At 73.3% G+C, this 21,484-nt stretch carries 16 protein-coding genes; 8 read left to right on the forward strand and 8 right to left on the reverse strand.

Features of this window, described 5'->3' with window-relative positions:
* Positions 1 to 51: 51 nt before the first annotated feature.
* Together OG259_RS15780 and OG259_RS15785 are read left to right on the forward strand one after the other, a co-directional pair.
* Positions 52 to 1,095, forward strand: a complete 1,044-nt coding sequence (locus tag OG259_RS15780; protein ID WP_328942856.1) for an LCP family protein — start codon at positions 52 to 54, stop codon at positions 1,093 to 1,095.
* 94 nt (positions 1,096 to 1,189) lie between these two features.
* Positions 1,190 to 1,597: a rodlin gene (locus OG259_RS15785; RefSeq protein WP_328942857.1), complete on the forward strand. Its 408-nt coding sequence runs from the start codon at positions 1,190 to 1,192 to the stop codon at positions 1,595 to 1,597.
* A gap of 79 nt (positions 1,598 to 1,676) precedes the next feature.
* Here OG259_RS15785 and OG259_RS15790 read toward each other — a convergent pair whose 3' ends face one another.
* The 3 genes from OG259_RS15790 to OG259_RS15800 all read right to left on the reverse strand — a co-directional run bounded on the left by OG259_RS15790 (position 1,677) and on the right by OG259_RS15800 (position 5,929).
* Complete coding sequence (locus OG259_RS15790; RefSeq protein WP_328942858.1) at positions 1,677 to 3,698, reverse strand: thioredoxin domain-containing protein; 2,022 nt, start codon at positions 3,696 to 3,698, stop codon at positions 1,677 to 1,679.
* 69 nt (positions 3,699 to 3,767) lie between these two features.
* Positions 3,768 to 5,309, reverse strand: coding sequence for a hypothetical protein (locus tag OG259_RS15795; protein ID WP_328942859.1), 1,542 nt, complete (start codon positions 5,307 to 5,309; stop codon positions 3,768 to 3,770).
* Positions 5,306 to 5,929 (reverse strand): ABC transporter ATP-binding protein, encoded by a 624-nt coding sequence (locus OG259_RS15800; RefSeq protein ID WP_328942860.1) that lies wholly within the window; start codon positions 5,927 to 5,929, stop codon positions 5,306 to 5,308. Before OG259_RS15800 ends, OG259_RS15795 begins: the two co-directional genes overlap by 4 nt.
* 286 nt (positions 5,930 to 6,215) lie before the next feature.
* Between OG259_RS15800 and OG259_RS15805 the strand changes: the two genes are divergently transcribed.
* Positions 6,216 to 9,983, forward strand: coding sequence for a tetratricopeptide repeat protein (locus tag OG259_RS15805; RefSeq protein WP_328942861.1), 3,768 nt, complete (start codon positions 6,216 to 6,218; stop codon positions 9,981 to 9,983).
* A 65-nt stretch (positions 9,984 to 10,048) separates the two neighbouring features.
* Here the strand turns inward: OG259_RS15805 and OG259_RS15810 are convergent, their stop codons facing one another.
* Both OG259_RS15810 and mca read right to left on the reverse strand, forming a co-directional pair.
* Positions 10,049 to 10,294, reverse strand: a complete 246-nt coding sequence (locus OG259_RS15810; protein ID WP_266895956.1) for a hypothetical protein — start codon at positions 10,292 to 10,294, stop codon at positions 10,049 to 10,051.
* Positions 10,287 to 11,168: a mycothiol conjugate amidase Mca gene (gene mca / locus OG259_RS15815; RefSeq protein WP_328942862.1), complete on the reverse strand. Its 882-nt coding sequence runs from the start codon at positions 11,166 to 11,168 to the stop codon at positions 10,287 to 10,289. The genes OG259_RS15810 and mca overlap by 8 nt, the downstream gene beginning before the upstream one ends.
* A 98-nt stretch (positions 11,169 to 11,266) precedes the next feature.
* Here mca and OG259_RS15820 point away from each other — a divergent pair, with 98 nt between their 5' ends.
* The 4 genes from OG259_RS15820 (at position 11,267) to OG259_RS15835 (ending at position 17,356) form a co-directional block, all read left to right on the forward strand.
* A complete protein-coding gene (locus OG259_RS15820; RefSeq protein WP_328942863.1) occupies positions 11,267 to 11,668 on the forward strand; it encodes a DUF4307 domain-containing protein in 402 nt (133 codons plus the stop codon).
* A 189-nt stretch (positions 11,669 to 11,857) separates the two neighbouring features.
* Positions 11,858 to 12,355, forward strand: coding sequence for a transcription elongation factor GreA (gene greA / locus OG259_RS15825; RefSeq protein ID WP_328942864.1), 498 nt, complete (start codon positions 11,858 to 11,860; stop codon positions 12,353 to 12,355).
* Between the two features lie 167 nt (positions 12,356 to 12,522).
* Positions 12,523 to 15,033: a protein kinase domain-containing protein gene (locus OG259_RS15830; protein WP_328942865.1), complete on the forward strand. Its 2,511-nt coding sequence runs from the start codon at positions 12,523 to 12,525 to the stop codon at positions 15,031 to 15,033.
* 4 nt (positions 15,034 to 15,037) lie between these two features.
* Complete coding sequence (locus OG259_RS15835; RefSeq protein ID WP_328942866.1) at positions 15,038 to 17,356, forward strand: protein kinase domain-containing protein; 2,319 nt, start codon at positions 15,038 to 15,040, stop codon at positions 17,354 to 17,356.
* A 31-nt stretch (positions 17,357 to 17,387) separates the two neighbouring features.
* On the opposite strand, the gene OG259_RS15840 is transcribed toward OG259_RS15835, so the two are convergent.
* Together OG259_RS15840 and OG259_RS15845 are read right to left on the reverse strand one after the other, a co-directional pair.
* On the reverse strand, positions 17,388 to 18,185 hold the full coding sequence (locus OG259_RS15840) for an ABC transporter permease (protein WP_266900885.1): 798 nt from the start codon (positions 18,183 to 18,185) through the stop codon (positions 17,388 to 17,390).
* A gap of 5 nt (positions 18,186 to 18,190) precedes the next feature.
* Complete coding sequence (locus OG259_RS15845; protein ID WP_328942867.1) at positions 18,191 to 19,222, reverse strand: ATP-binding cassette domain-containing protein; 1,032 nt, start codon at positions 19,220 to 19,222, stop codon at positions 18,191 to 18,193.
* Between the two features lie 311 nt (positions 19,223 to 19,533).
* On the opposite strand from OG259_RS15845, the gene OG259_RS15850 reads away from it, so the two are divergent.
* Positions 19,534 to 20,046 (forward strand): helix-turn-helix domain-containing protein, encoded by a 513-nt coding sequence (locus OG259_RS15850; protein ID WP_328942868.1) that lies wholly within the window; start codon positions 19,534 to 19,536, stop codon positions 20,044 to 20,046.
* Positions 20,047 to 20,124: 78 nt separating this feature from the next.
* Here the strand turns inward: OG259_RS15850 and ilvA are convergent, their stop codons facing one another.
* Positions 20,125 to 21,354 (reverse strand): threonine ammonia-lyase, encoded by a 1,230-nt coding sequence (gene ilvA / locus OG259_RS15855; protein WP_328942869.1) that lies wholly within the window; start codon positions 21,352 to 21,354, stop codon positions 20,125 to 20,127.
* Between the last annotated feature and the right edge of the window lie 130 nt (positions 21,355 to 21,484).

Genomic DNA, 21,484 nt, shown 5'->3' on the forward strand with positions numbered 1-21,484 from the left:
CATGTCGCGTCGCGCAACTGTGTGCGAGCGCGGTCGAATTACCGTGCGGGCATGAAATTCCCGCGTCCGTGGCGGCCGCGCCGTCCGCTGTTCGTCCCGGCGGCGCTCGCCGCTCTCGCCGCCCTGGCTCCCGGCGCCCTCGCCGCAGCCGCCCCCACCGATCTCCCCGCCCCCGAGAAGGGGCTGAACCTGCTCGTGGTCGGCATCGACAGCCGCAAGGGCGTCACCGCGGAGGAGAAGGAACGTTTCCGACTGGGCGGGCAGGAGTGCGACTGCACGGACGTGATGATGCTCGTGCACATCTCGGCGGAGAACGACCGCGTCGACGTCGTGAGCCTGCCGCGCGACTCGCTCACCTCCTTCCCCGACCAGCACCGCGACCGTCGCACCGGGAAACTGCACGCCGCCCACCAGTCGAAGATCAACGGCGCCTGGGCCGAGGGGGGTTCCTCGTTCACGGTGGAGACCGTCGAGTCGATGACGGGGCTGCCCGTCCACCGCTACCTGGAGATCGACTTCCGGCGCTTCATGGACACCGTCGACCGCGTCGACGGCGGAGTCCCCATCTGCACGGAGAAGGCCCTCAAGGACCCGGCCACCGGCATCGACCTGGCGCCCGGCACCAAGCCGGTCGGCGGCGGCGAGGCGCTCCAGTACGTACGGTCGCGGAAGGCCGACGGGCAGATGGACTTCGGCCGCATCCAGAAGCAGCAGAAGTTCGTGGTCAACACCCTCGAACGGCTCCGCGAGGGCGTCCTCGACGATCCCGACCGACTGAGGGGCTTCGCAGAGACCCTGCGCGGGACCGGCGCGACCGAGCGGGGCATCTCGCCGGCCGAGCTGCTCACACTCGCCGCGCGGCTGCACGACCTGCCTCCGGACCGTATGGGATTCGCGACCGTGCCCGTACGCGGCTTCAACCCGGACATCGCGGGCGTCGGATCCACGCTCGCCTGGGACGAGAAGGGCGCGGCGGATGTCTTCGGGCGGCTGCGCGACGACCATCCGCTGCCGGCGGCCGACGAGGTCGCGCCCAGCCAGATTCCGGTGGGCACGTACGCGCCCACTCCCGGGGCTTCGCTCATCTGCCCGTAGTCCGTCCGGTGGACTTCGCGGAACCTCCGTGCTTCTGACCAGTTGATCAGCACGGCTCGGCACTCACCGAGCCACGATCCGAAAGGCCTGAACAATGAAGAAGCTGTTGGCTACGGCTGCTGTGGCCGCGTCGATCCTCGGCGCGACGGCGGCGGGTGCCGGACAGGCGCTCGCCATCGCCGACGACGGTGGCACCACGTCGCTCAGCGGCAACGGCGCCCACCAGGAGTTCGGCAACTCCGCCACCCACGGCAACATGAGCCCGCAGTTCGCGCTCGTTCAGGGCTCCCTGAACAAGCCCTGCATCGGCCTGCCGGCCAAGGTCAACGCCGGTTCGATCGCCGGCGCCGTCCCGATCGCCGTCCAGGACATCAACGTCCTGTCCTCCCCGCAGAACCAGCAGTGCACCGAGAACTCCACCCAGGCCAAGGGTGACGAGCCGCTGTCGCACATCCTCAGCGACATCCCCGTGCTGTCCGGCAACGGCGCCGGCAACAGCTGAGCGACGACGCTCGGCCAGGCGCGGCCCCGCCGCCCCTCCTCGGAGGGGTCGCGGGGCCGTCCCCGTTCCGCCGGGAGTCTCAGATCTTCCGGCGGAGCTCGGCCGGGTCGGTGACCGGCGCGTCACAGGTGAAGTGACGGCACACGTACGCGGCGGGAGCACCGGCCACCAGCGGACGGTCCCTCAGCAGCGGGAACTCCTCGCTGTCGGGGGTGCCGAAGGCGAGCACCGCGCCGGGGGCGGTGGCCAGGAGCGCGGTACGGCGCAGCTCCCGGAAGGCCTCGTCGCCGGGGGCGCCGACCACGGCGATCTCCCGGGGCCCGTCGAGGAGGGCCTCGGAGACGGCCAGGCCCCAGCCGATGAAGCGGGGCGCGCGCGGGCCGAGGGCCTTGACCACGCCGAGGGCTCCCTCGGCGGCGGCGCGGTGGGCCTCCGAGCCGGTGTGGGCGGCGTACGAGAGCAGCGCGCCGGCGGCGGCGGTCCAGCCGGACGGGGCGGCGTTGTCCGTGGGGTCCTGCGGGCGGCGGATCAGGGCCTCGGCGTCGTGGGCCGTGTCGTACAGGGCCCCGCCCTCGGCGGTGAAGCGGGCGATGACGAGGTCCAGGAGGAAGCCGGCGAACTCCAGCCAGGCGCCTTCGCCGGTGACGGCGGCGAGGGCGAGGAATCCCTCGGCGACGTCGGCGTAGTCCTCCAGGACACCCGCGTTCGTACCGGCCCGGCCGTCCTTGGACGTACGGGTCAGGCGGGCGGACTCGTCCATGTGGACCCGGACGAGCAGGTCGGCGGCCTCGGTCGCGCGCTCGACGAGGTCGGGGCGGTCGAAGAGGGCGCCGGTCTCTGCGAGGGCGGCGATCGCGAGGCCGTTCCAGGCCGCGACGACCTTGTCGTCGCGGCCGGGGCGCTCGCGCTCCGCGCGGGCGGCGAGGAGCCGGGCGGCGATCGAGGCGATCCTGTCGGCGTCGGCCGGACCGGCCGACTGCGGGAGCTGGAGGACGGAGCTGCCGTGCTCGAAGGTGCCGTCCTCGGTGACGCCGTAGTGGGCGGCGGCGAGGGCGGCGTCCTCCGCGCCGAGGACCTCGGTGAGCTGCTCCGGGGTCCACACGTAGTAGGCGCCCTCGACGTGCCTGCCCGTACCGTCGTCGCTGTCCGCGTCGAGCGCGGAGGCGAAACCGCCCTCGGGGGTGCGGAGTTCACGTACCAGGAAGTCGGCGGTCTCCAGGGCGACCCGGCGGGCCAGATCGCTGCCGGTCACCTTCCACAGGTGCGCGTACACCCGGCAGAGCAGGGCGTTGTCGTACAGCATCTTCTCGAAGTGGGGCACGACCCAGGCGCGGTCGACGGCGTAGCGGGCGAAGCCGCCGCCGAGCTGGTCGTAGATGCCACCGCGGGCCATCGCCTCGCAGGTGTCGGAGGCCATCTGGAGGGCGCCCTCGGAGCCCGTACGGGCGTGGAGGCGGAGCAGGAACTCCAGGGTCATCGACGGCGGGAACTTGGGGGCGCCGCCGAAGCCGCCGCTGGTCGCGTCGTACTCGCGGGTGAGGCCGAGGAGGGCCTGTGCGAGCTCCTCCTCGCCGGGGACGCCGTCGCCGCCGTAGGCGAGGGAGCGGCCCGCGAGGTCCTTGACGATGCGCTCCGCGACCTCGCCGACCTCGTCGCGCCGGTCCGCCCAGGCGTCCTTGACGCCTTCCAGGACCTCCGGGAAGGAGGGCATGCCGTGACGGGGCTCCGGCGGGAAGTACGTACCGAAGTAGAAGGGGGCGGCGTCGGGGGTGAGGAAGACGGTCATCGGCCAGCCGCCCTGGCCGGTCGCGGCCTGGACGGCCTCCATGTAGACGGCGTCGACGTCGGGGCGCTCCTCGCGGTCGACCTTGACGGCGACGAAGTGCTCGTTGACCAGGGCCGCGGTGGCGTCGTCCTCGAAGGACTCGTGCGCCATGACGTGGCACCAGTGGCAGGAGCTGTATCCGACGCTGAGCAGCACGGGGACGTCGCGACGCCGGGCCTCCTCGAAGGCCTCGGCCGACCACGGCCACCAGTCGACCGGGTTGTCGGCGTGCTGAAGCAGGTACGGGGAGGTCTCATGGGCCAGTCGGTTAGGCATGGTGCCCATCCTGCCCTGCCGCCGTGGACTCGCGCGGGACCCCTGCCCCCGTCGGCCGCCGGCTGCGCCCTAGACCCGGCCGAGGCGGGTGACGAGGCGGCGGAGGGACCATCCCGTCCGGCGCAGGCCCGCCCAGGCGCAGCAGGCGGTGATGCCGAGTGCGGTCAGGGCGGCGCCGGGCGCGGTCGGCACGCCGTTCATCACGAGGACGCCGATCAGGACGACGAAGAGTCCGTCGAACTGCCACACGAAGACCCGGAGGGCGGAGAGGTCGCCCAGCGGCGTGATGATGGGGAGCAGCAACTCGACGGGCAGGTTCGTCTTCATCTCGCGCAGGAACCTGGCGCCGAGCACGAGCCCCACCGTCCCCGTGATCAGCAGCACCGGGCCGCCGTCGTCGAGGGGCAGGCGGGTGAGGACCGTGACACCGGCCGCGAGCCCCACCGAGGCCACCACAGCGACGACCGGCCAGGCCAGGGTGCGGGCGAGCGTCCCGCCCCACCGCTCGCCGTAGAGCGGGGCCAGGGTCAGCTCGTCGCGCAGGCCGCGCCAGGTCTCGCCGACCCACCCGGACCCCCAGTACACGGCGACCGCGCCGGCCGCCCAGGACAGCGTCGCCGGCCCGGCGTCCGGCTCCGCGACGCCGAGCGTCAGCAGGGCGCCGCCGGCCGGCAGGAACACCGCGGCCGCGCTCGCGCGCCCCTTCGTGCGCAGCGCGCGGACCGCTCCCTGGACGAGGTGGCCGCGCAGCCGCCCGTCCGGTCGCGTCAGGGCGGTGGTGAGCCCTCTCGGCTCCGGTCGGTACAGATCGAGCGCGTGGTGGAGCGTGCCGGTCCAGGCGAAGTCCTGGGCCTCGGCGGCACGCGCCGATTCACGTGCGAGCCGGGCGAGGTCGACCGTACGGACGGACCGGAAGGCGGACCGGCCGAGCACCGCCGCCGCGACCGCCAGGACACCGGTGACGAGCCCGAGGCCGCCGCCGGCCAGGAGGCCGGACCGGCCGAGCAGCGCCACGAGGACCGCCGTGACTCCCACGACGGAGGCGAGCAGGACGTTCTCGCGCACCGTCCGGACCTGGCCCCAGAGCCACGTCACGGCGGCGACGGCTCCGATGCCGACCGCGACGGCCACGCCCTGCGGTGCGAGCCCGCGTCCGGGGTGGTCGAACAGGTCGGTGCCGAGGAACGTCGCCGTGCACACCGCGAGGAGCGTGCCGAGTCCCGCGTACACCAGCCGACGGCGGGCGATCGTGCCGAGGTAGTGCGTCGGGGACAGGTCCGTGGACATGAACACGTGCAGCAGGAACGGCTTGAGCACCAGCGGTCCCCAGAACCGGCCGGCGAGCTGGGCGCCCCAGACCACCGCCGCCGCGACCAGGCAGGCCACGGGTGTCGCCGCCTCGGCGGACTCCAGGGAGAGAAGCGCCCGCGTGGTGCGCACCAGGGTGACGACCGGCACGACGTAGACGGCGCCGAGGATGACGGTGAGATAGACGGTGTACGCCCAGTCCCGCACCGTGGTGCTGTCACCGCGGTGGGCGTAGCGGTGGCGTACGGCGTGGACGCGTGCCCGGGGGTCGGCCTCGACCTCGGTGATGCTGTCCGTGGTCACCCCAGCTCCATGACGCCGTCGCAGGCTTCCACGATGGCGGTCTCATGGGTGGCGACCAGGATCGACGCCCCCTGCTCCGCCCGCTCGGTGAGCAGGGTGGCGACGAGGTCGACGCGGTCGGTGTCGAGGTGCCGCTCGGGTTCGTCGAGCAGGATGACGTCGGCGGGGCGGACCAGGGTCAGCGCGAGGTTGAAGAGCTGGAGCTGGCCGGAGGAGAGCTGGGAGGGGAATCGCGCGCCCAGTGCGGTGAGACCCAGGCGCCCGACGATCTCCTCGGCGCGCTCGGTGGTCGTCGTGGTGTTGCCGTACCACGAGGCGGCGACCAGGGTCACCTGCTCACGGATCGTCATGTCACGGGCCACGGGGACCGGTTCGACGAGCGAGGCCACCAGCCGCCGGTGCCGGGGCCTGGCCAGGTCGACGGTCTCTCCCCGCACGAGGACGGCGCCGTCCGTCAGCCGCCGGCTCCCCAGGAAGGCCCGGAGGAGGGTCGTCTTCCCGGAGCCGTTGCTTCCGGTGAGACACCGGAACTCGCCCGGCATGACCGCGAACGTCGTCGGCGCGAGCAGCGTGGTCCCGTCCAGGACGACCGTGGCGCGCTCGGCGGAGATCGCGGGCACTTCGCGCTTCCCTTTCACCGGATCGTTCGTCTCCCCGTCGCCGGCCCCGAGTGAACTTGCTGCACATCATTTGCAATTGGGTGCGGATCGACCTTAAGCAGACCTTCAAAAGAACGTCAAACGCGATTGATTCTTCAATCATTCTTCAATCACCTTGGTCGACACAGGACTTGAAACGCCCTCTCTCGCGCCGACGCGCGCCCCGCAGCAGACTGGATCCGCACGGTCCGGGGCATGACAAAGCCTCAGGACCGGGACGGACGGGCACGCGCGGAGGGGGACGCACATGCGGGACAGCCATCGGGCCGAGGCTGAGCGGCTGTGGGAACGGGCGGTGGAGGAGGAGCTGCGGAACTCCGGGAGCCGGGTGCGCGCGGAGACCCTGCTCGCCCGGGGCCGGGCCGCACTGGACTCGATGGCGGCGCGTGCGGGCAAGGAGTACGCGGCGTATCTGTCGGCCGTGGAGCGGGCGGAGGCGGGGGCGGTGCCGGCCGGGCACGGTTCCGCGGCGCACCGTTCCGCCGGTCCGGCGCTCGCCGGCCCCGCCCTCATCGCCGGGGTCGCGGCCGTCGCGGCCGTCGGCGCGGACCTCGCCCTCGGCACGACGGCGGGAACGGCACTCGGCGCGGGTGCGGCGGTGGCGGTGGCGAGCGCGGCGGCGACGGTGCTGCGGGCGGTGCCGGGCCGGGCCGGACGGTCAGCCCCGGCTGCGCCGGACGCGCGGGGCCCTGCCGGGCCGGTCGGCTCGGACGGCTCGGGTGGGGCGGGTGCATCGGTCGGGGCCGGCAGGCCGGACGGGGCGGCCAGGGCGGCTGCGGCTGGGCGGGACGGTGCCGTCGAAGCGGCGCGGGAGCGGTGGCTGACGGCTCTGGAGGTACGGGGGATGCGGCCCTTCCTGGAGCGGGAACGGTTGTCGCTCGCCGGGGTGATCGGGGAGGTACGACCGGGGCTCGACGCTTGGCAGCCGACGGAGGAGGACGCGGGCACCGCCACGGGCACCGACGAGTGGTCCGGCGGGGGGAGCGGGCGGGTTCCGCTGCCGGACGGCGAGGAGGAACGGCCTCCCTCGGCGGGCGGGCGGGGCGGCCTGGCCGGGCGGGGCTCTCTGGCGAGCGGATCGGGCGGTTCGGGCGGATCGGGCGATGCGGGGCCGCTGGGTGACGGCGGGGCCGGAGGCGTACGGGATGTCCGGGGCGCAGAGAGCGTGCTGGGCAGCGGCGACGTCGGAGGCGTACGGGGCAGCCTGGGCGCGAAGGGGCTGATGGATGGCGACGCCCTCGGAGGCGTACGGGGCAGCCTGGGTGCGAAGGAGCTGCCGGGTGACGGCGGTGTCGGAGGCGCGCCGAGCGGTGGGGAGGGAGGGCCGGCGATCCGGCGGGATCCGCGGGCCGTCCCTCCTCGGGTCGAACGGCTGCGCGGGGCCGATCGGAGCGCGGCCGCCCGGCGGCGGGCGGTGCTTGAGCGGTCCTTCGGTCATCTGCCGGACCCCGGTGGGGACTTCGCGGGGCGGCGGGAGGAACTGGCGCGGATCACGCGCTGGGTGCAGACGGGGCGGGCGTCGGCGGCGACCCGGCCGACGGTGGTCATGCTGCACGGCGAGCCCGGGTCCGGTCGGACGGCGCTCGCGGTGCGGGCGGCGCACGCGCTGCGCGACCAGTTCCGGGGCGCGTGCGTGGTCGACCTGCGGGGAGACGCGAGCGGCGAGCGGCCGCTGGCGACCCGGGAGGCGCTGCTCCACCTCCTCAACCGGCTCGGCGCCCCGCGCGAGCGGCTGCTGTTCCGGGAGGGTGCCACGGCGGACCAGCAGGTGCGGCGGCTCACCGAGTTGTACCGGCGGCAGCTGACCGGGGTGCCGGTGACGGTGGTCCTGGACGACGCCGTGGACGCGGACCAGGTGCGGGCCCTGCTGCCGGAGCGCTCCGACAGCCTGATCCTGGTGACCTGCCGGAAGCCGCTGGACCTCGGGGCCGACGTACCCGTACACGTGCTCCCCGTGGCGGCGCTCGACGCGGCCGGGGCCGAGGAGCTGCTGCGGGCGGCGGGCGGGGCGGCCGACCCCGGTCCGTACGACGCGGAGGCCTCCGACCGGATCCGGGAGCTGTGCGGCGGGCTTCCGCTGGCACTGCGGGCGGCCGGTTCGTCGCTGGGCGGGCGTTCCATGGACGACCTGGCGCAGCTGCTCGCCCGGCCGGGCCGGGGCGTCGCCCCGGTCGAACGAGCCTTGTCCGTGCGGTACTTCACCGATCTCGACGAGGACGCCCGGCGGCTGCTCCGGCGTCTCTCGCTGGCCGGGCGGGCCTCGCTCGGTGCGGCGGCCGCCGCCGCGCTGCTCGGCGGGAGCGGCGCCGAGGGGGCCCGGCTGCTGCGGGAGCTGGCCCGCGCGGGGCTGCTCGACCATGTGCGCGGGGAGCGGTACCGGCTGCACGACGCGGTGCGCGGTTTCGCGGCGGCCAGGCTCCTGGACGAGGAGGACGCGGCGGAGATCGCCGCCGCGCAGGAGCGGCTGATCCGCAGCTACGCGGAGCTCGCGGACGCGGTGATCCGGATGGTCGACGGCAAGATGTCGACCCGCGCCGACCGTTTCGACGGCCATGGCTTCGGTTCCCTGGAGGCGGCCCTGAGCTGGCTCGACGAGGAGTCCAGCTTCATCACGGCGGCCCTTCGGCACGCGGAGGGCGTCGACCAGCAGACCGTGCTCGATCTGCTCGGCGCGCTCTGCGACTACTGCCTGCTGCGCGGCGATCTGTACCGGCTCGGCGAGATCAACGTACTGGCCGAGTCCGTCGGCCAGGGGCAGCTGTCCCGCTCGGTGCAGTGGCGGACCGGGATCGCGGCCCGGCAGCTCGGCGAGCTCGACAAGGCCCGGACGACCCTGACGTCCGTCGTCTCGCTCTACCAGGAGGCCCACCAGGACGCGGGGGCGGCGCTGGCGCTCTGCTCGCTCGGCATCACCCTGCACCACCAGGGCCGGCTCGCGGAGGCGGCGGCCCGGCTGCGGGAGGCGCTCGCGCTGCAGGGGCCGGACGCGCTCGCCGCCGACCGGGGCTGGACGCTGCACGCGCTGGCGGCCGTGGAGCGGGACCGGGGGAACCTGGCGGAGGCCACGGCCCTGCTCGATCGGTCCCTCGCGCTGCACCGGGAGCACGAGTCCCCGCACGGACAGGCGTGGGCGCACTTCCAGCGGGGCCAGGTGCTGCTGCTGCGCGGCGACCTGCCGGGCGCGGAGGCCGAGCTGCGGGACGCCCTCGACGGCTACGGGCGGATCCACGACGGGCGCGGCGAGGCCTGGGCGCTGACCCAGCTCGCCCGGGCGCGGCTCGCCGCCGGGGACGAGGAGCCGGCCGTCGAGGGGCTGCGCGGCGCGCTGGCCCGGCATCGCGAGCAGGAGGACGCGCGCGGGGAGGCCTGGACGCTGTACCACCTGGGGCACGCTCTGGAGGAGCGTGGCGATCGGGACGACGCGGTACGGGAGCTGGGCAGGGCCCGGACGATGTTCTCGCGGATGCGGGACGTGTACGGGCTCGCCAGCGCCCGGCACCATTCGGGCCGGGTCACCCGCGACCAGCTCGCGGCCCGTACCGGCGGTCTGCGCAACTCCGGCTTCGCCCGGCAGCTGCTCGTGGACGCGCGGGCGGACTTCCACCGGATCGGGGTGCCGCACGGGGAGGCGTGGACCTGTCTGGAGCTGGCGATCATCGACGCCGGCAACACCAGGGTGCCGCAGGCGCTCGGGCTGTGCGACGAGGCCCGTGCCCTGTTCGGCACGTACGGCGACCTGCGAGGCGCCGACTGGGCCCGGTTCCTGCGCTGCACCCTGCTCCCGCACGCGGTCCCGGGCAGCCCGGAGCCGGGGACGGCCACGGCCCGCGAGGAGCTGGCCGCGCTGATCGGGGACCGACACCCGGCCCGTGACCCGCGGCTCGACGACTGCGCCGAGGCGTACGCCGTGCTCCTTGACCGGGGCGTCCACCCGTCGACGCCCTGGCAGGCCTGGGACCTGGGCATGGTGCCGAACCGGCACGCCCGGGAGGTGCTGGGAGTGCCGGTGGAGTAGCCCTCCGGGGTACGGCGACGCCCCCGGGTCCGTACCGGTGCGGTACGGACCCGGGGGCGGGTCGGCTACTTGCCGGCGGCGCCGGCCTTGGCGGCCGGGGTCTCCGGTGCGGCGTCCGGGTCCGGGGCCTCCTCGAAGGAGACCTTGCCCATGTGGCGGTTCATCGACTTCATCAGCTGCCAGACCGCGAGGGCCAGGACCGCGAAGACGACGAAGCCGAGGACGCCGGGGGTCACCTTGTTCTTGTCCAGCTCTTCGGCGGCGAAGGGGACAAGCTGGGTCAGTGCCAGGTGTGCGCTCATGTCAGGCATTGTCGCGGATGCCCGCGAAGAGATCTTCCTCGGGGAGGGAGGTCGGGACCAGCGCCTTGCTGAGCTCGTACTCCTCCGTCGGCCAGACCTCCTTCTGGATGTCCATCGGGACCCGGAACCAGCCGCCGTCGGGGTCGATCTGGGTGCGGTGGGCGATCAGGGCCTTGTCCCGGGTCTCGAAGAACTCGGCGCAGGGCACGAAGGTGGTCAGCGTCCGCTCGGCACGCTGGAACTCCTTCCAGCGCTCCAGCCACTCGCCGTACGGGGACTCCATCCCGCGGGCGAGCAGCGCCTCGTGCAGGGCGACCGTGCGGGGACGGTTGAAGCCCTGGTTGTAGTAGAGCTTCAGGGGCTGCCACGACGGGCCGAACTCGGCCTCCGGGTACTTCTCGGTGTCGGTCGCACCGTCGAAGGCCACCATCGTGATCTTGTGGGTCATGATGTGGTCGGGGTGCGGGTATCCGCCGTTCTCGTCGTAGGTCGTGACGACCTGCGGGCGGAAGGAGCGGATCTTGCGGACCAGCTCCCCGGCCGCGGTGTCGACGTCCGCGAGGGCGAAGCAGCCCTCGGGAAGCGGCGGCAGCGGGTCGCCCTCGGGGAGGCCCGAGTCCACGAATCCCAGCCATTCCTGGGAGACGCCCAGGATCTCGCGGGCCTCGTCCATCTCCTTGCGGCGCACCTCGTGGATGTTCGCCTCGATGTAGGCGTCACCCTGAAGTTGGGGGTTGAGGACCGAGCCACGCTCGCCGCCCGTGCACGTCACCACCATGACGTCCACCCCCTCGGACACGTACTTGGCCATCGTGGCCGCACCCTTGCTCGACTCGTCGTCGGGGTGGGCGTGAACGGCCATCAGTCGCAGCTGCTCAGTCAAGACTCGATCCTCAGTGATTCGTCGCGGAGGGTGGTCTCTATAGTGACGGAATCGGGGGAGTGAAAATTCCGCCACCCCCGGCTTCGAGAGGATCGATCATGAGCGCGGTGCGAGAGCAGCTGCCCGAGGGGCGCTACGGACGCTCCGCGGACGAGGCGGCGGACCGCAAGCTCAAGGTCATCGGCGGGGTGCTCGGCGTCCTCTTCCTCGGCCTGCTGGGCTGGTTCGGCTGGTACTACGTCGTCGACAGCAAGATCAGCGCCGAGATGATCAAGTTCGACGTGGTGAGCGCCACCGAGGTCCAGGTCCACCTGGAGATCCGCAAGGACGAGGGCGTCAAGGGCGTCTGCACCTTGCGCTCCCGCGCCGAGGACGGCGCCGAGGTGGCCCGCAAGGACGTGCGGATCGACGACCCCGCGACCAGGGTCGACCACGTCTTCTCGCTCCGTACGACCGCTCGCGCGACCAGTGCCGAGCTCGTGGGGTGTACGGCTCGGTAGCGGTGGGTAGGGACCGGGTGTCGAGTCCCGGCGAGTCACCGCGGTGACCTGGTGTGACGCCATCCTGATGGTTATGTCCTCCCGCTTTTCGCCACTCATTGTTAGGCTCGTGGTTTCGCCCACCCGGGACAGCAGAGCTTTCCCGTGTAGGGCGATGCTTTGTATTCCCAGTACCTACGAGGAGCACCTGTGACCCAGACCAGCGACAACGTCACCTGGCTCACCCAGGAGGCGTACAACAAGCTCAAGGACGAGCTTGAGTACCTGTCTGGTCCCGCGCGCACGGAGATCACCATCAAGATCGCCGCCGCGCGTGAAGAGGGCGACCTGCGCGAGAACGGCGGGTACCACGCGGCCAAGGAGGAGCAGGGCAAGCAGGAGCTCCGCATCCGGCAGCTGACCCAGCTCCTCGAGCACGCCAAGGTCGGCGAGGCTCCGGCGGACGACGGCATCGTCGAGCCGGGCATGGTCGTCACGATCGCCTTCGACGGCGACGAGAACGACACGATGACCTTCCTGCTCGCCTCCCGCGAGTACGCGAGCGGTGACATCGAGACCTACTCGCCGCAGTCGCCGCTCGGCGTCGGTGTCAACGGCAAGAAGGCCGGCGACGACGCCCAGTACGAGCTGCCGAACGGCAAGAAGGCCACGGTGAAGATCCTCAGCGCGAAGCCGTACACCGGCTGAGGCACCTGAGTTCACCGAAGGGCCGGCCCCCACCGGGGCCGGCCCTTCGTGCTGCGTGCGGGGCTGCGTCCGATACTGCGTCCGGTACCGCATCCGGTGCTGCATGCACATGTAATGATGCGGCCTGACCGATGCGTCTGACGTCGCGTCACAAGGGGGATGGCGAAGTGCTGGGACCGCTGCGCGAGGGCGCACCACGCCGGATCGGACCGTACGAGGTGCTCGCCGGGCTCGGGGCGGGCGGGATGGGCGAGGTGTTCCTGGGGCGGGGCGCAGCCGACGGGGACGACGCCTCCGCCGCAGCCGGGGGCGGCGCCGGGGAAGGCAGCTTCGTCGCCGTGAAGACCGTGAAGCGGGACGTCGCCGGTGATCCCGCCTTCCGGGACCGTTTCCGCCGGGAGATCAGGATCGCCGCGCTCGTCGACAGCGCGTACGCCGCCGCCCCGCTCGGCGGCGACGCCGACGCCGAGGTGCCGTGGCTCGCCACCGCGTACGTCCCCGGGCCCAGCCTCTCCCAGGCCGTACGGCGCGGCGGCCCCCTCCCCGTCGCCACCGTCCGCGCGCTCGGCACGGTCATCGCCCGGGCCCTCGCCGATCTGCACCGGGCCGGGGTCCTGCACCGGGACCTCAAGCCCGGCAACGTCATGCTCTCCGTCGACGGGCCCCGCCTCATCGACTTCGGCATCGCCCGCAGCAATGCCGCCACCACCATGACCGCCACCGGTGTGATGGTCGGCACCCCCTCCTTCATGTCGCCCGAGCACGTGGCCGGCGCCCGGCGGGTGATCGGCGCCTCCGACGTCTTCTGCCTCGGCTCGCTGCTCTGTTACGCGGCGACCGGCGAGGACCCCTTCGGCGACGGGCCGCTCGCCGCCGTCCTCTACCGGGTCTCCCAGGCCGAGGCCGACCTCGGCCGGGTCCCGGAGGAACTGCACGGGATCGTCGCCGCCTGTCTCGCCCCTGACCCGGCGGACCGGCCCACACCGGAAGAGCTGGCGGAGCTGCTCGGCGGCGGCCCGCCGAAGGTCTTCCCATGGCCTGAGGGCATACGGGACCACATCGGCGAGTACGGCACGGAACTGGCCCAGCTGGTCGCCTCCGGCGGGCCGCTCCTGGAGGTCACCGCCCCGGCGCTCGACCCCCGGAGGCCGGTGGTGAACCCGACGGTGCCCGGGCTGCACTCCGTACCGACGCAGGCGCCGGTCGCACCGGCCGCCGCACCCGCCGCGCGCCCGCGCGGGCGCCGGAGGCGGCTGCTCGCGGCCGTCGTGGCCCTGGCCGTCGTGGCCGGTGGAGTCGGCGCGTACCTGCTGTGGCCGGAGGACGGGCCGAAGAAGCCGCAGGCGCCCGCGAAGGCCGCACCGCCCGCCGCGCCACGGGTCGCGGGTGTCGACGACCGGGGTCTCGCCGACGCCTCCGGTGTCGTCCCGCAGAACGCCGCCCAGCGCCCGGCCGGCTGGAAGCCCTGGCGGGCTCAGCTGAGCGCGCCGGCATTCGGCTGCTCGGCCGGTGAGACGGTGCTCGTCTGCCGGATGACGGACGGGCGGTACGAGGCGCTGGATCCGGCGAACGGGAAGAAGTTGTGGGACGCGGATCTCGTGCCCGACCCCCGCGACCACCAGAGCTTCATCGGCCCCAGCGGCGGGATCTTCGTGGCGGGCGGCACCGGCATTCCCGCCGTCCACGGCACGTCCGTCGCCCTGCTCTCCGGCGGACGCCTCCAGGTCCGGGAGGCACGGAGCGGCGCGGTGCGCTGGGAGAAGAAGGTCGAGGCCGGGGCCCGGATGGGCACGAGGCCCATCGTGGCCGACGGGATCGTCTTCGCTCCGACCGGCGACGAGACCAGCGGCCGGATGACCGCCTTCGCGCTGGCGGACGGCCGCACGTTGTGGTCCAAGGCGCTCACCAATGCCGACCTGGCGAGGGCGAAGTACCGCGACTTCGAGCCGGTCGCGTACGCCGGCGGCCTCGTGTACGCGTTGAGCGACGCCGGGTTCGTGGCCTACGACGCGAAGACGGGCGCCGAGCGCGGCCAGGTACCGCCGCGGGCCGAGGCGTGCGACAGCCTGCACGTCCAGGGCCGGTACGCGTACTGCGCGCCGCTCGACGCGACCAACAAGGCCGCACTGGAGCTCTACCGCCTGGATGCGGCGACCCTCGCACCCGTGGGCGGCGGACGCCTCGCGGTGCCCGCCGCCGTCACGGAGTCGGGTGCCTGGCCGACCGCGGTGTCCGCACAGGTCGCCGTCGTCCTCGACCGGGGGCCCATGCCCTGGGCCGACTGGGGCAACACCGGCGAGCCCGGCGGCGTGTCCGTGCTCGTCCCGTCCACCGGTGCGGTCCTCGGCCGGTATCCGCTACCCCCGCTGTCCTTCGCCGACGGCAGACGTCAGCTCGTCTCCGACCCGCTGATCACGGGCGACGCCGTCGTGTACGCGGACTTCTCGACCCTGCGGGTGGTGCCACTCGGCACGGACGGAAAGCCCGGCAAGGAACGTGTCGTGCCGGTGCCGGGAGCACCGGGGCCGCGCGCCAAGGACCCGTACGACCGGGTGAACGGGACCTACCTGGACCGGGAGATCCGTCCGCCGTCCGTCCTGCCGCTCGGCGGCGTGGCGCACCTCGTGTACGACACGGGGCGCGTCGTCTCCGTCGAGCTTCCCGGCGAGAAGGAGTAGTCCGGTGCTGGAAGCCCTGCCCGCGGGGCAGCCCCCGATGCTCGTCGGCCCCTACCGGCTGCTCGCCAGGCTCGGCGCGGGCGGCATGGGCGAGGTGCATCTCGCCTGCCGGGCGGACGCGCCGACGGCCGATCCGTACCGGATGGTCGCGGTGAAGACCGTACGGAGCGATCTGGAGGTCGACGGGGACTTCCGGACCCGGTTCCGGCGGGAGATCGCGGCGGCGCGGACGGTGGACGGGCCGGGAGTGGCGCGGCTCGTGGACGCCGACGCCGACGCGCCCATGCCGTGGCTGGCGACGGAGTACGTGCCGGGCCCGTCGCTCGCGGAGGCCGTCGTACGGTCCGGGGCGCTGCCCGTGGCGGCCGTACGGGCCCTGGGTCTGTCCCTCGCCACGGCCCTGGGGGCCGTCCACGGGGTGCAGGTGCTGCACCGCGACCTCAAGCCGGCGAACGTGCTGCTCGGCAAGGCCGGGCCCAAGCTCATCGACTTCGGCATCGCGCAGGCCTTCGAGGCGACGGCGCTGACCTCGACCGGTCTGGTCGTGGGCTCCCCCGGCTTCATGTCGCCCGAGCACCTGGCGGGCAGCCGTGCGGTGGTGCCCGCGTCGGACGTGTTCTGTCTGGGCGCGGTCCTGGCGTTCGCGGCGAGCGGCCGGGGACCGTTCCAGGACGACGAGATGGCCGCGGTGGTCTACCGGATCATCCGGGCGGACGCCGACCTGACCGGCGTACCGGAGGAGCTGCGGCCGGCGGTGGAGCGGTGTCTGCGGCTCGACCCGGCCGAGCGGCCCACGGCGGCGGAGGTGGTGGCGCTCCTCGGCGGCGAGGCCCCCGAGGTCTTCCCCTGGCCGGGCGGGGTGCTCTCGCTGCTGGCCGAGTACGGGGAGGCGGCGCGGACGGCCGGTGAGGCGGCGGCCTCGGGCGCGGGCGTGGCGGACCTGCCGACGCTCGGCCCGGTGGTGCCGTACTCCCCCACCGCCGTTCCGAACCGGCCGGTGACACCGCCGGTCGCGCCCGGGGAACCGCGTCGTCGCAGGTGGGGCCCTGTCGTGGCCGGTGCCGTGGCGGTGGCCGTCCTGGCGACGGCGGGCGTGGTGCTGCTGGACCGGAACGGCGAGGAGGGTGGCGGGACGGCGGGGCCCTCGACCTCGAACAGTGCCTCACCCGGCGCGACCGGGACCGGGAATCCCGCCCCGGCGACGCTGAGCCAGGTCGTCCTGCCGTACGGCGGGAAGGGCCGTACCAACGACTTCGGCCGGACCGGCACGGACCGAGGCAACCGTCCGGCGGGCTGGTCGCCCTGGATCGCGAGGACCACGGCGGCCGACGGTGCCTGCTCCCTCTCCCCGAAGGTACTGGTCTGCGCGGGTTCCGGCGGCGCGCTCGTGGGGCTGAACGCGGCGGACGGCCGCGAGCTGTGGTCGGTGCCTGCACGCACCGATGCCGACGGGCTGCGGTCCGCACCGCAGTACCCGGCGGTCATCGGCGACCGGGTGTACGTCACGGAGGCGGCGGGGACCGTCGCGTACGGCCTCCAGGACGGCGGGAAGCAGGGCACCCTCCCCGGCCCCGGCGCCGAGTGGGCGATGAAGGGCTCCGACCTGGCCGACGGCGTCCTCCACGTCACCTATGTGAACCTGGCGGACGAGCGGGGCGCCGGGCTCGTGACGGCGGTGAAGCTGGGCGGGAACGGGACGGATGTGGGCCGGGAGCTGTGGCGGGCGCCGCTCGACGGCATCCCCGAGCAGCCGGTGGCGGCGGGCGGGCGGGTGTACGTACCGCTCGGGACCGTGCCGGTGGCGATCGACGCGCGGACCGGCAAGGAGACGGCGCGCGGGGCGGAGGGCTGTCAGGAGATCACCGTGCACGAGCGGAGCGGCAGCGTGCTCTGCTCGGGCACACCGGACGGCTCGGTGGCCGTGCTCGACGCCGGTTCACTGAAGCGGCAGCGGTCCCTCGGTACGTGGGTGACGGCGGGACCCGCCGTGAACGCGGACGGTCTGGTGGCGGTCACGACCGGGCAGACCGTGAGCGCCTACGACCTGCGGAGCGGTCAGCGGCGCTGGTCGCGGAACGTGATCGTCACCGAAGGCGATCCACAGCGGGTCTACTTCGCCGGCGACCGGGTGATCGTGGTGGGCAAGAACGCGGTGATCTCCGTCCCCGCGGCCGGACCCTCCGCCGGCGAGGACGCCGAAGACTTCGAGGTCGATGTGCCGGACGACATCCGCCCGCAGACCACCGGAGACGCGCTGGCCGCCGGAGGGGCGGTGTTCCTCGCCCTCCCCGACGGCCTCGTCGCCTCGGGATATCTGCCCTGACCGGCCCGTTCGACGCGGGCGGACGGCACCGTCAGCCGTTCGCCCGGCGGTACTTGCGGACGGACAGGGTCCGGAAGATGGCGACGATCAGGACGGAGTAGATCAGCGACGCCCACACCGGGTACTGCATCGGCCAGGCGTCGGACGGGGACAGGCCCGGGTCGCCGAAGAGCTTGCGGCAGGCCTGGACGGTGGCGCTGAACGGGTTCCACTCCGCGACGGGCTGCAGCCAGCCCGGCAGGTTGCTGGAGTCCACGAAGGCGTTGGAGATGAACGTGACCGGGAAGAGCCAGATCAGGCCGCCCGAGGTGGCCGCCTCCGGGGTGCGGACCGAGAGGCCGATCAGTGCGCCGATCCAGGTGAAGGCGTAGCCGAGGAGGAGCAGCAGGCCGAAGCCGGCCATCACCCTCGCGAAGTTGGTCGGCTCCGCGTAGCCGGGACGCCAGCCGATGATCAGCGCCACGATCGCGAGGACGAAGAGGGTCAGCGCGGTCTGTACGAGGTCGGCCAGGGTGCGGCCGGTGAGGACCGCGCCGCGGGCCATCGGCAGCGAGCGGAACCGGTCGATGAGTCCCTTGTGCATGTCGTCGGCGATGCCCGCGCCCGCGCCCGCCGTGGCGAAGGTGACGGTCTGGGCGAAGATGCCGGCCATCAGGAAGTTCTTGTAGACGTCCGGGTCGGTGCTGTTGCCGATCTGCATCGAGCCGCCGAAGACGTACGTGAAGAGGATCACGAACATCACCGGCTGGATGAGCCCGAAAAGGATCATCTCCGGAATTCGGGACATTCTGATCAAATTCCTGCGGGCGATGACCAGGGAGTCGTTCATGGTGCTCACTCGGCCGTCTCCTTCACGCGCTTGCGGCCGCGATCGTCCGGGCCGACCGTGCTGCCGTTCTCTTCCGCCTCCCGCTCGGCCGCGTGGCCGGTGAGGGAGATGAAGACGTCGTCGAGGGTGGGGCGGCGCAGCCCGATGTCGTCGATCTCGACACCGACCGCGTCCAGGTCGCGGATCACCTCGGCGAGGAGCTTGGCGCCGCCGGCGACGGGGACCGTGAGTTTGCGGGTGTGATCCTCGACGGACACCTCGCCGTGGCCGATGCCCTCGATGCCGTAGCGGGCGAGGACGTCCCGGGCGCCGGGGATCATTCCCTTCTCGTGGACGACGACCTCGACGCGCTCGCCGCCCGTCTGGGCCTTGAGCTGGTCGGAGGTGCCGCGGGCGATGACCTTGCCGTGGTCGACGACGCAGATGTCGTGGGCCAGGTGGTCGGCCTCCTCCAGGTACTGCGTGGTGAGCAGCAGGGTCGTACCGCCCGCGACGAGCTCCTTGATGACCTCCCACAGGCCCTGCCGGTTGCGCGGGTCGAGGCCGGTGGTCGGCTCGTCCATGAACATGACCGGCGGGGACACGACGAGCGCGGCCGCCAGGTCGAGGCGGCGGCGCATGCCTCCGGAGTACGTCTTGGCGGTGCGGTCGGCGGCGTCGGCGAGGTTGAACCGCTCCAGGAGCTCGTCGGCCCGAGCCTTCGCGGGCTTCGCCTTCATCTGGTAGAGCCGGCCGACCATCTGGAGGTTCTCGCGGCCGGTGAGGTACTCGTCGACGGCCGCGAACTGGCCGGAGAGTCCGATCGAGCGCCGCACCTCGTCGGGGTTCTTGAGGACGTCGAACCCGGCGACGAACGCCCGGCCGCTGTCGGGCTGCAGGAGGGTGGTCAGCACGCGCACGGCGGTCGTCTTCCCCGCGCCGTTCGGGCCGAGCAGACCCAGGACGGTGCCCTCGGGTACGTCGAGGTCCACGCCGTCCAGAGCTCGTACGTCACCGAAGGTCTTCACCAGACCTTCGGCGTAGATCGCGCCTGGCATGTGGGTACTCCCAGGGAGATTCGAACGTTGAATTCGGGCGTTTCCTACCGATCCTAGGTTTGCCGAGCCCTCCCTGCTCAGTGAATTTGTGACCTGGGACACATGATCATGGCCCGGTCGCCTGGCTCCGCACGGCGCGCGCGGCGCCGCTCCCGGCCGTCCCTGGGACGGAAGCGGAGGCGGGGGACGGAGCGGGGGGAGGGTGCGGGACGGGGAGGCGGGACGCCGTTGGCGGGCCGTTGGAGGACCGTTGGTTCGGCGGGGGATGGTGGGGGCCTGGCACGGAGTTCGACGGAACGGGGGAACCGGAGATGGCGGTCGGTACGGGTGACGCGGGCAGGGCCGAAGCGAACGACGGGGCGGGCGGGAACTGCGCCGGGTGCGAGGGCTGCGCGGCGACGCCCTGGGCGGAGCTGGCCGCCGAGATGCGGCGGATCAAGGGCGCCACGGAGCTCAGCTACGGCCAGCTCGCACAGCGCACCCACTACAGCCGCTCCTCGTGGGAACGGTTCCTGAACCAGAAGCAGTTGCCGACCAGGATCGCGGTCGAACAGTTCGCGGCGGCGTCCGGGCAGGACCCGCGTCCGCTCCTGATCCGCCTGGAGCGCTCCCTCGCCCACGGGACGGCCTCGCACACGGCCTCACACGCGGCGGCCGCGCCCCGTACCCCCGCCGGCGCCGTCCGGGCGTCCCGGCCGGACCGGTCCGTCCGGCCCGTCCGGCACGACCTCGGCCGGCCCCTCGGCCTCGTCGCGGCGGGTGCGCTGGCCGGCGGGCTCGTGACCCTCCTGGCCCGCGCGGCACGGACGCGCCTGGCGGGCTGAGCAGGGCGGATGCGGGACGGATGCGGGAGGATGCGGGACGGATACGGGGGTTACGGGGGGGGCCGCCTACGGATCCCGTCAGCCCAGCACCGTGTACCCCGCGTCCCGCAGCGCGTCCTCCACCTCGCGGCAGTGCTCCGGGCCCTTCGTCTCCAGGTGCAGCTCGACCTCGGCCTCGGTCAGGCCGAGCCCCGGGTCGGTCCGTACATGGCTCACGTCCAGGACGTTCACGTCGGCCACCGTGAGGACCGCGAGCAGGGTCGCGAGGGCCCCCGGCCGGTCCGTGACCCGCAGCCGCAGGCTCAGGTAGCGCCCCCCGGCGGCCATGCCGTGCCGCAGGATGCGCTGGAGCAGCAGCGGGTCGACGTTGCCGCCGGAGAGGACCGCCACCACCGGCCCCCGGAAGGCCTTCGGGTCGCTGAGCAGGGCGGCGACCGGGCTGGCGCCGGCCGGTTCGACGACCAGCTTCGCCCGCTCCAGGCAGAGCAGCAGCGCCGAGGAGAGCGCGCCCTCGGAGACCGTGACGACCTCGTCGACGTACTCCTGGATCAGCGCGAACGGCACGTCGCCCGGCCGTCCCACCTTGATCCCGTCCGCCATCGTCACCGGTGACTCGATCACCACGGGGTGCCCGGCGGCCAGCGAGGGCGGATAGGCGGCCGCGCCCTCCGCCTGGACACCGATCACCTTCACGTCCGGGCGCACCGACTTCACCGCGAGCCCGATGCCGGCGGCGAGACCGCCGCCGCCGACGCCCACCAGGATCGTCCGGACCTCCGGGCACTGCTCCAGGATCTCCAGGCCCACCGTGCCCTGCCCGACGATGATGTCGGGGTGGTCGAAGGGGTGGATGAAGACGGCCCCGGTCTCCCGCGCGTACTGCTCCGCCGCCGCCAGGGTCTCGTCCACGACATGGCCGTGCAGCCGGACCTCGGCGCCGTACTCCCGGGTCGCCGCGACCTTCGGCAGCGGCGCCCCGACCGGCATGAAGACGGTCGCGTGGACGCCGAGCAGTTTCGAGGCGAGCGCGACGCCCTGCGCGTGGTTGCCGGCCGAGGCCGCGACGACGCCGGCCGCCCGCTCCTCGGGCCGCAGCCCGGCGATCCGTACATACGCCCCGCGCAGTTTGAAGGAACCGGTCCGCTGGAGGTTCTCGCACTTGAGGTGCACCGGTGCCCCCACCAGCGACGACAGATGACGACTGCCCTCCATCGCCGTCATCCGGGCCACCCCGGACAGCATCTTCTGCGCCCCCCGCACGTCGTCGAGCATCAGGCGGTGCAAGGGGTGTGGCGTACGGAAGCTCATGACAGCAAGTCTCGCAGCTCACGGCCCTGATGGCCGCCCGGCCGACAGGTGCCTCAGCGGGTTTGCGCAGCCCCGGTACGGACCCCCCCGGGGCCGCGTACTCTGTCCCCCACCAACCGACCACCCCCGC

Origin of the sequence: Streptomyces sp. NBC_00250 (genome assembly GCF_036192275.1) — a bacterium.
Lineage (GTDB): Bacteria > Actinomycetota > Actinomycetes > Streptomycetales > Streptomycetaceae > Streptomyces.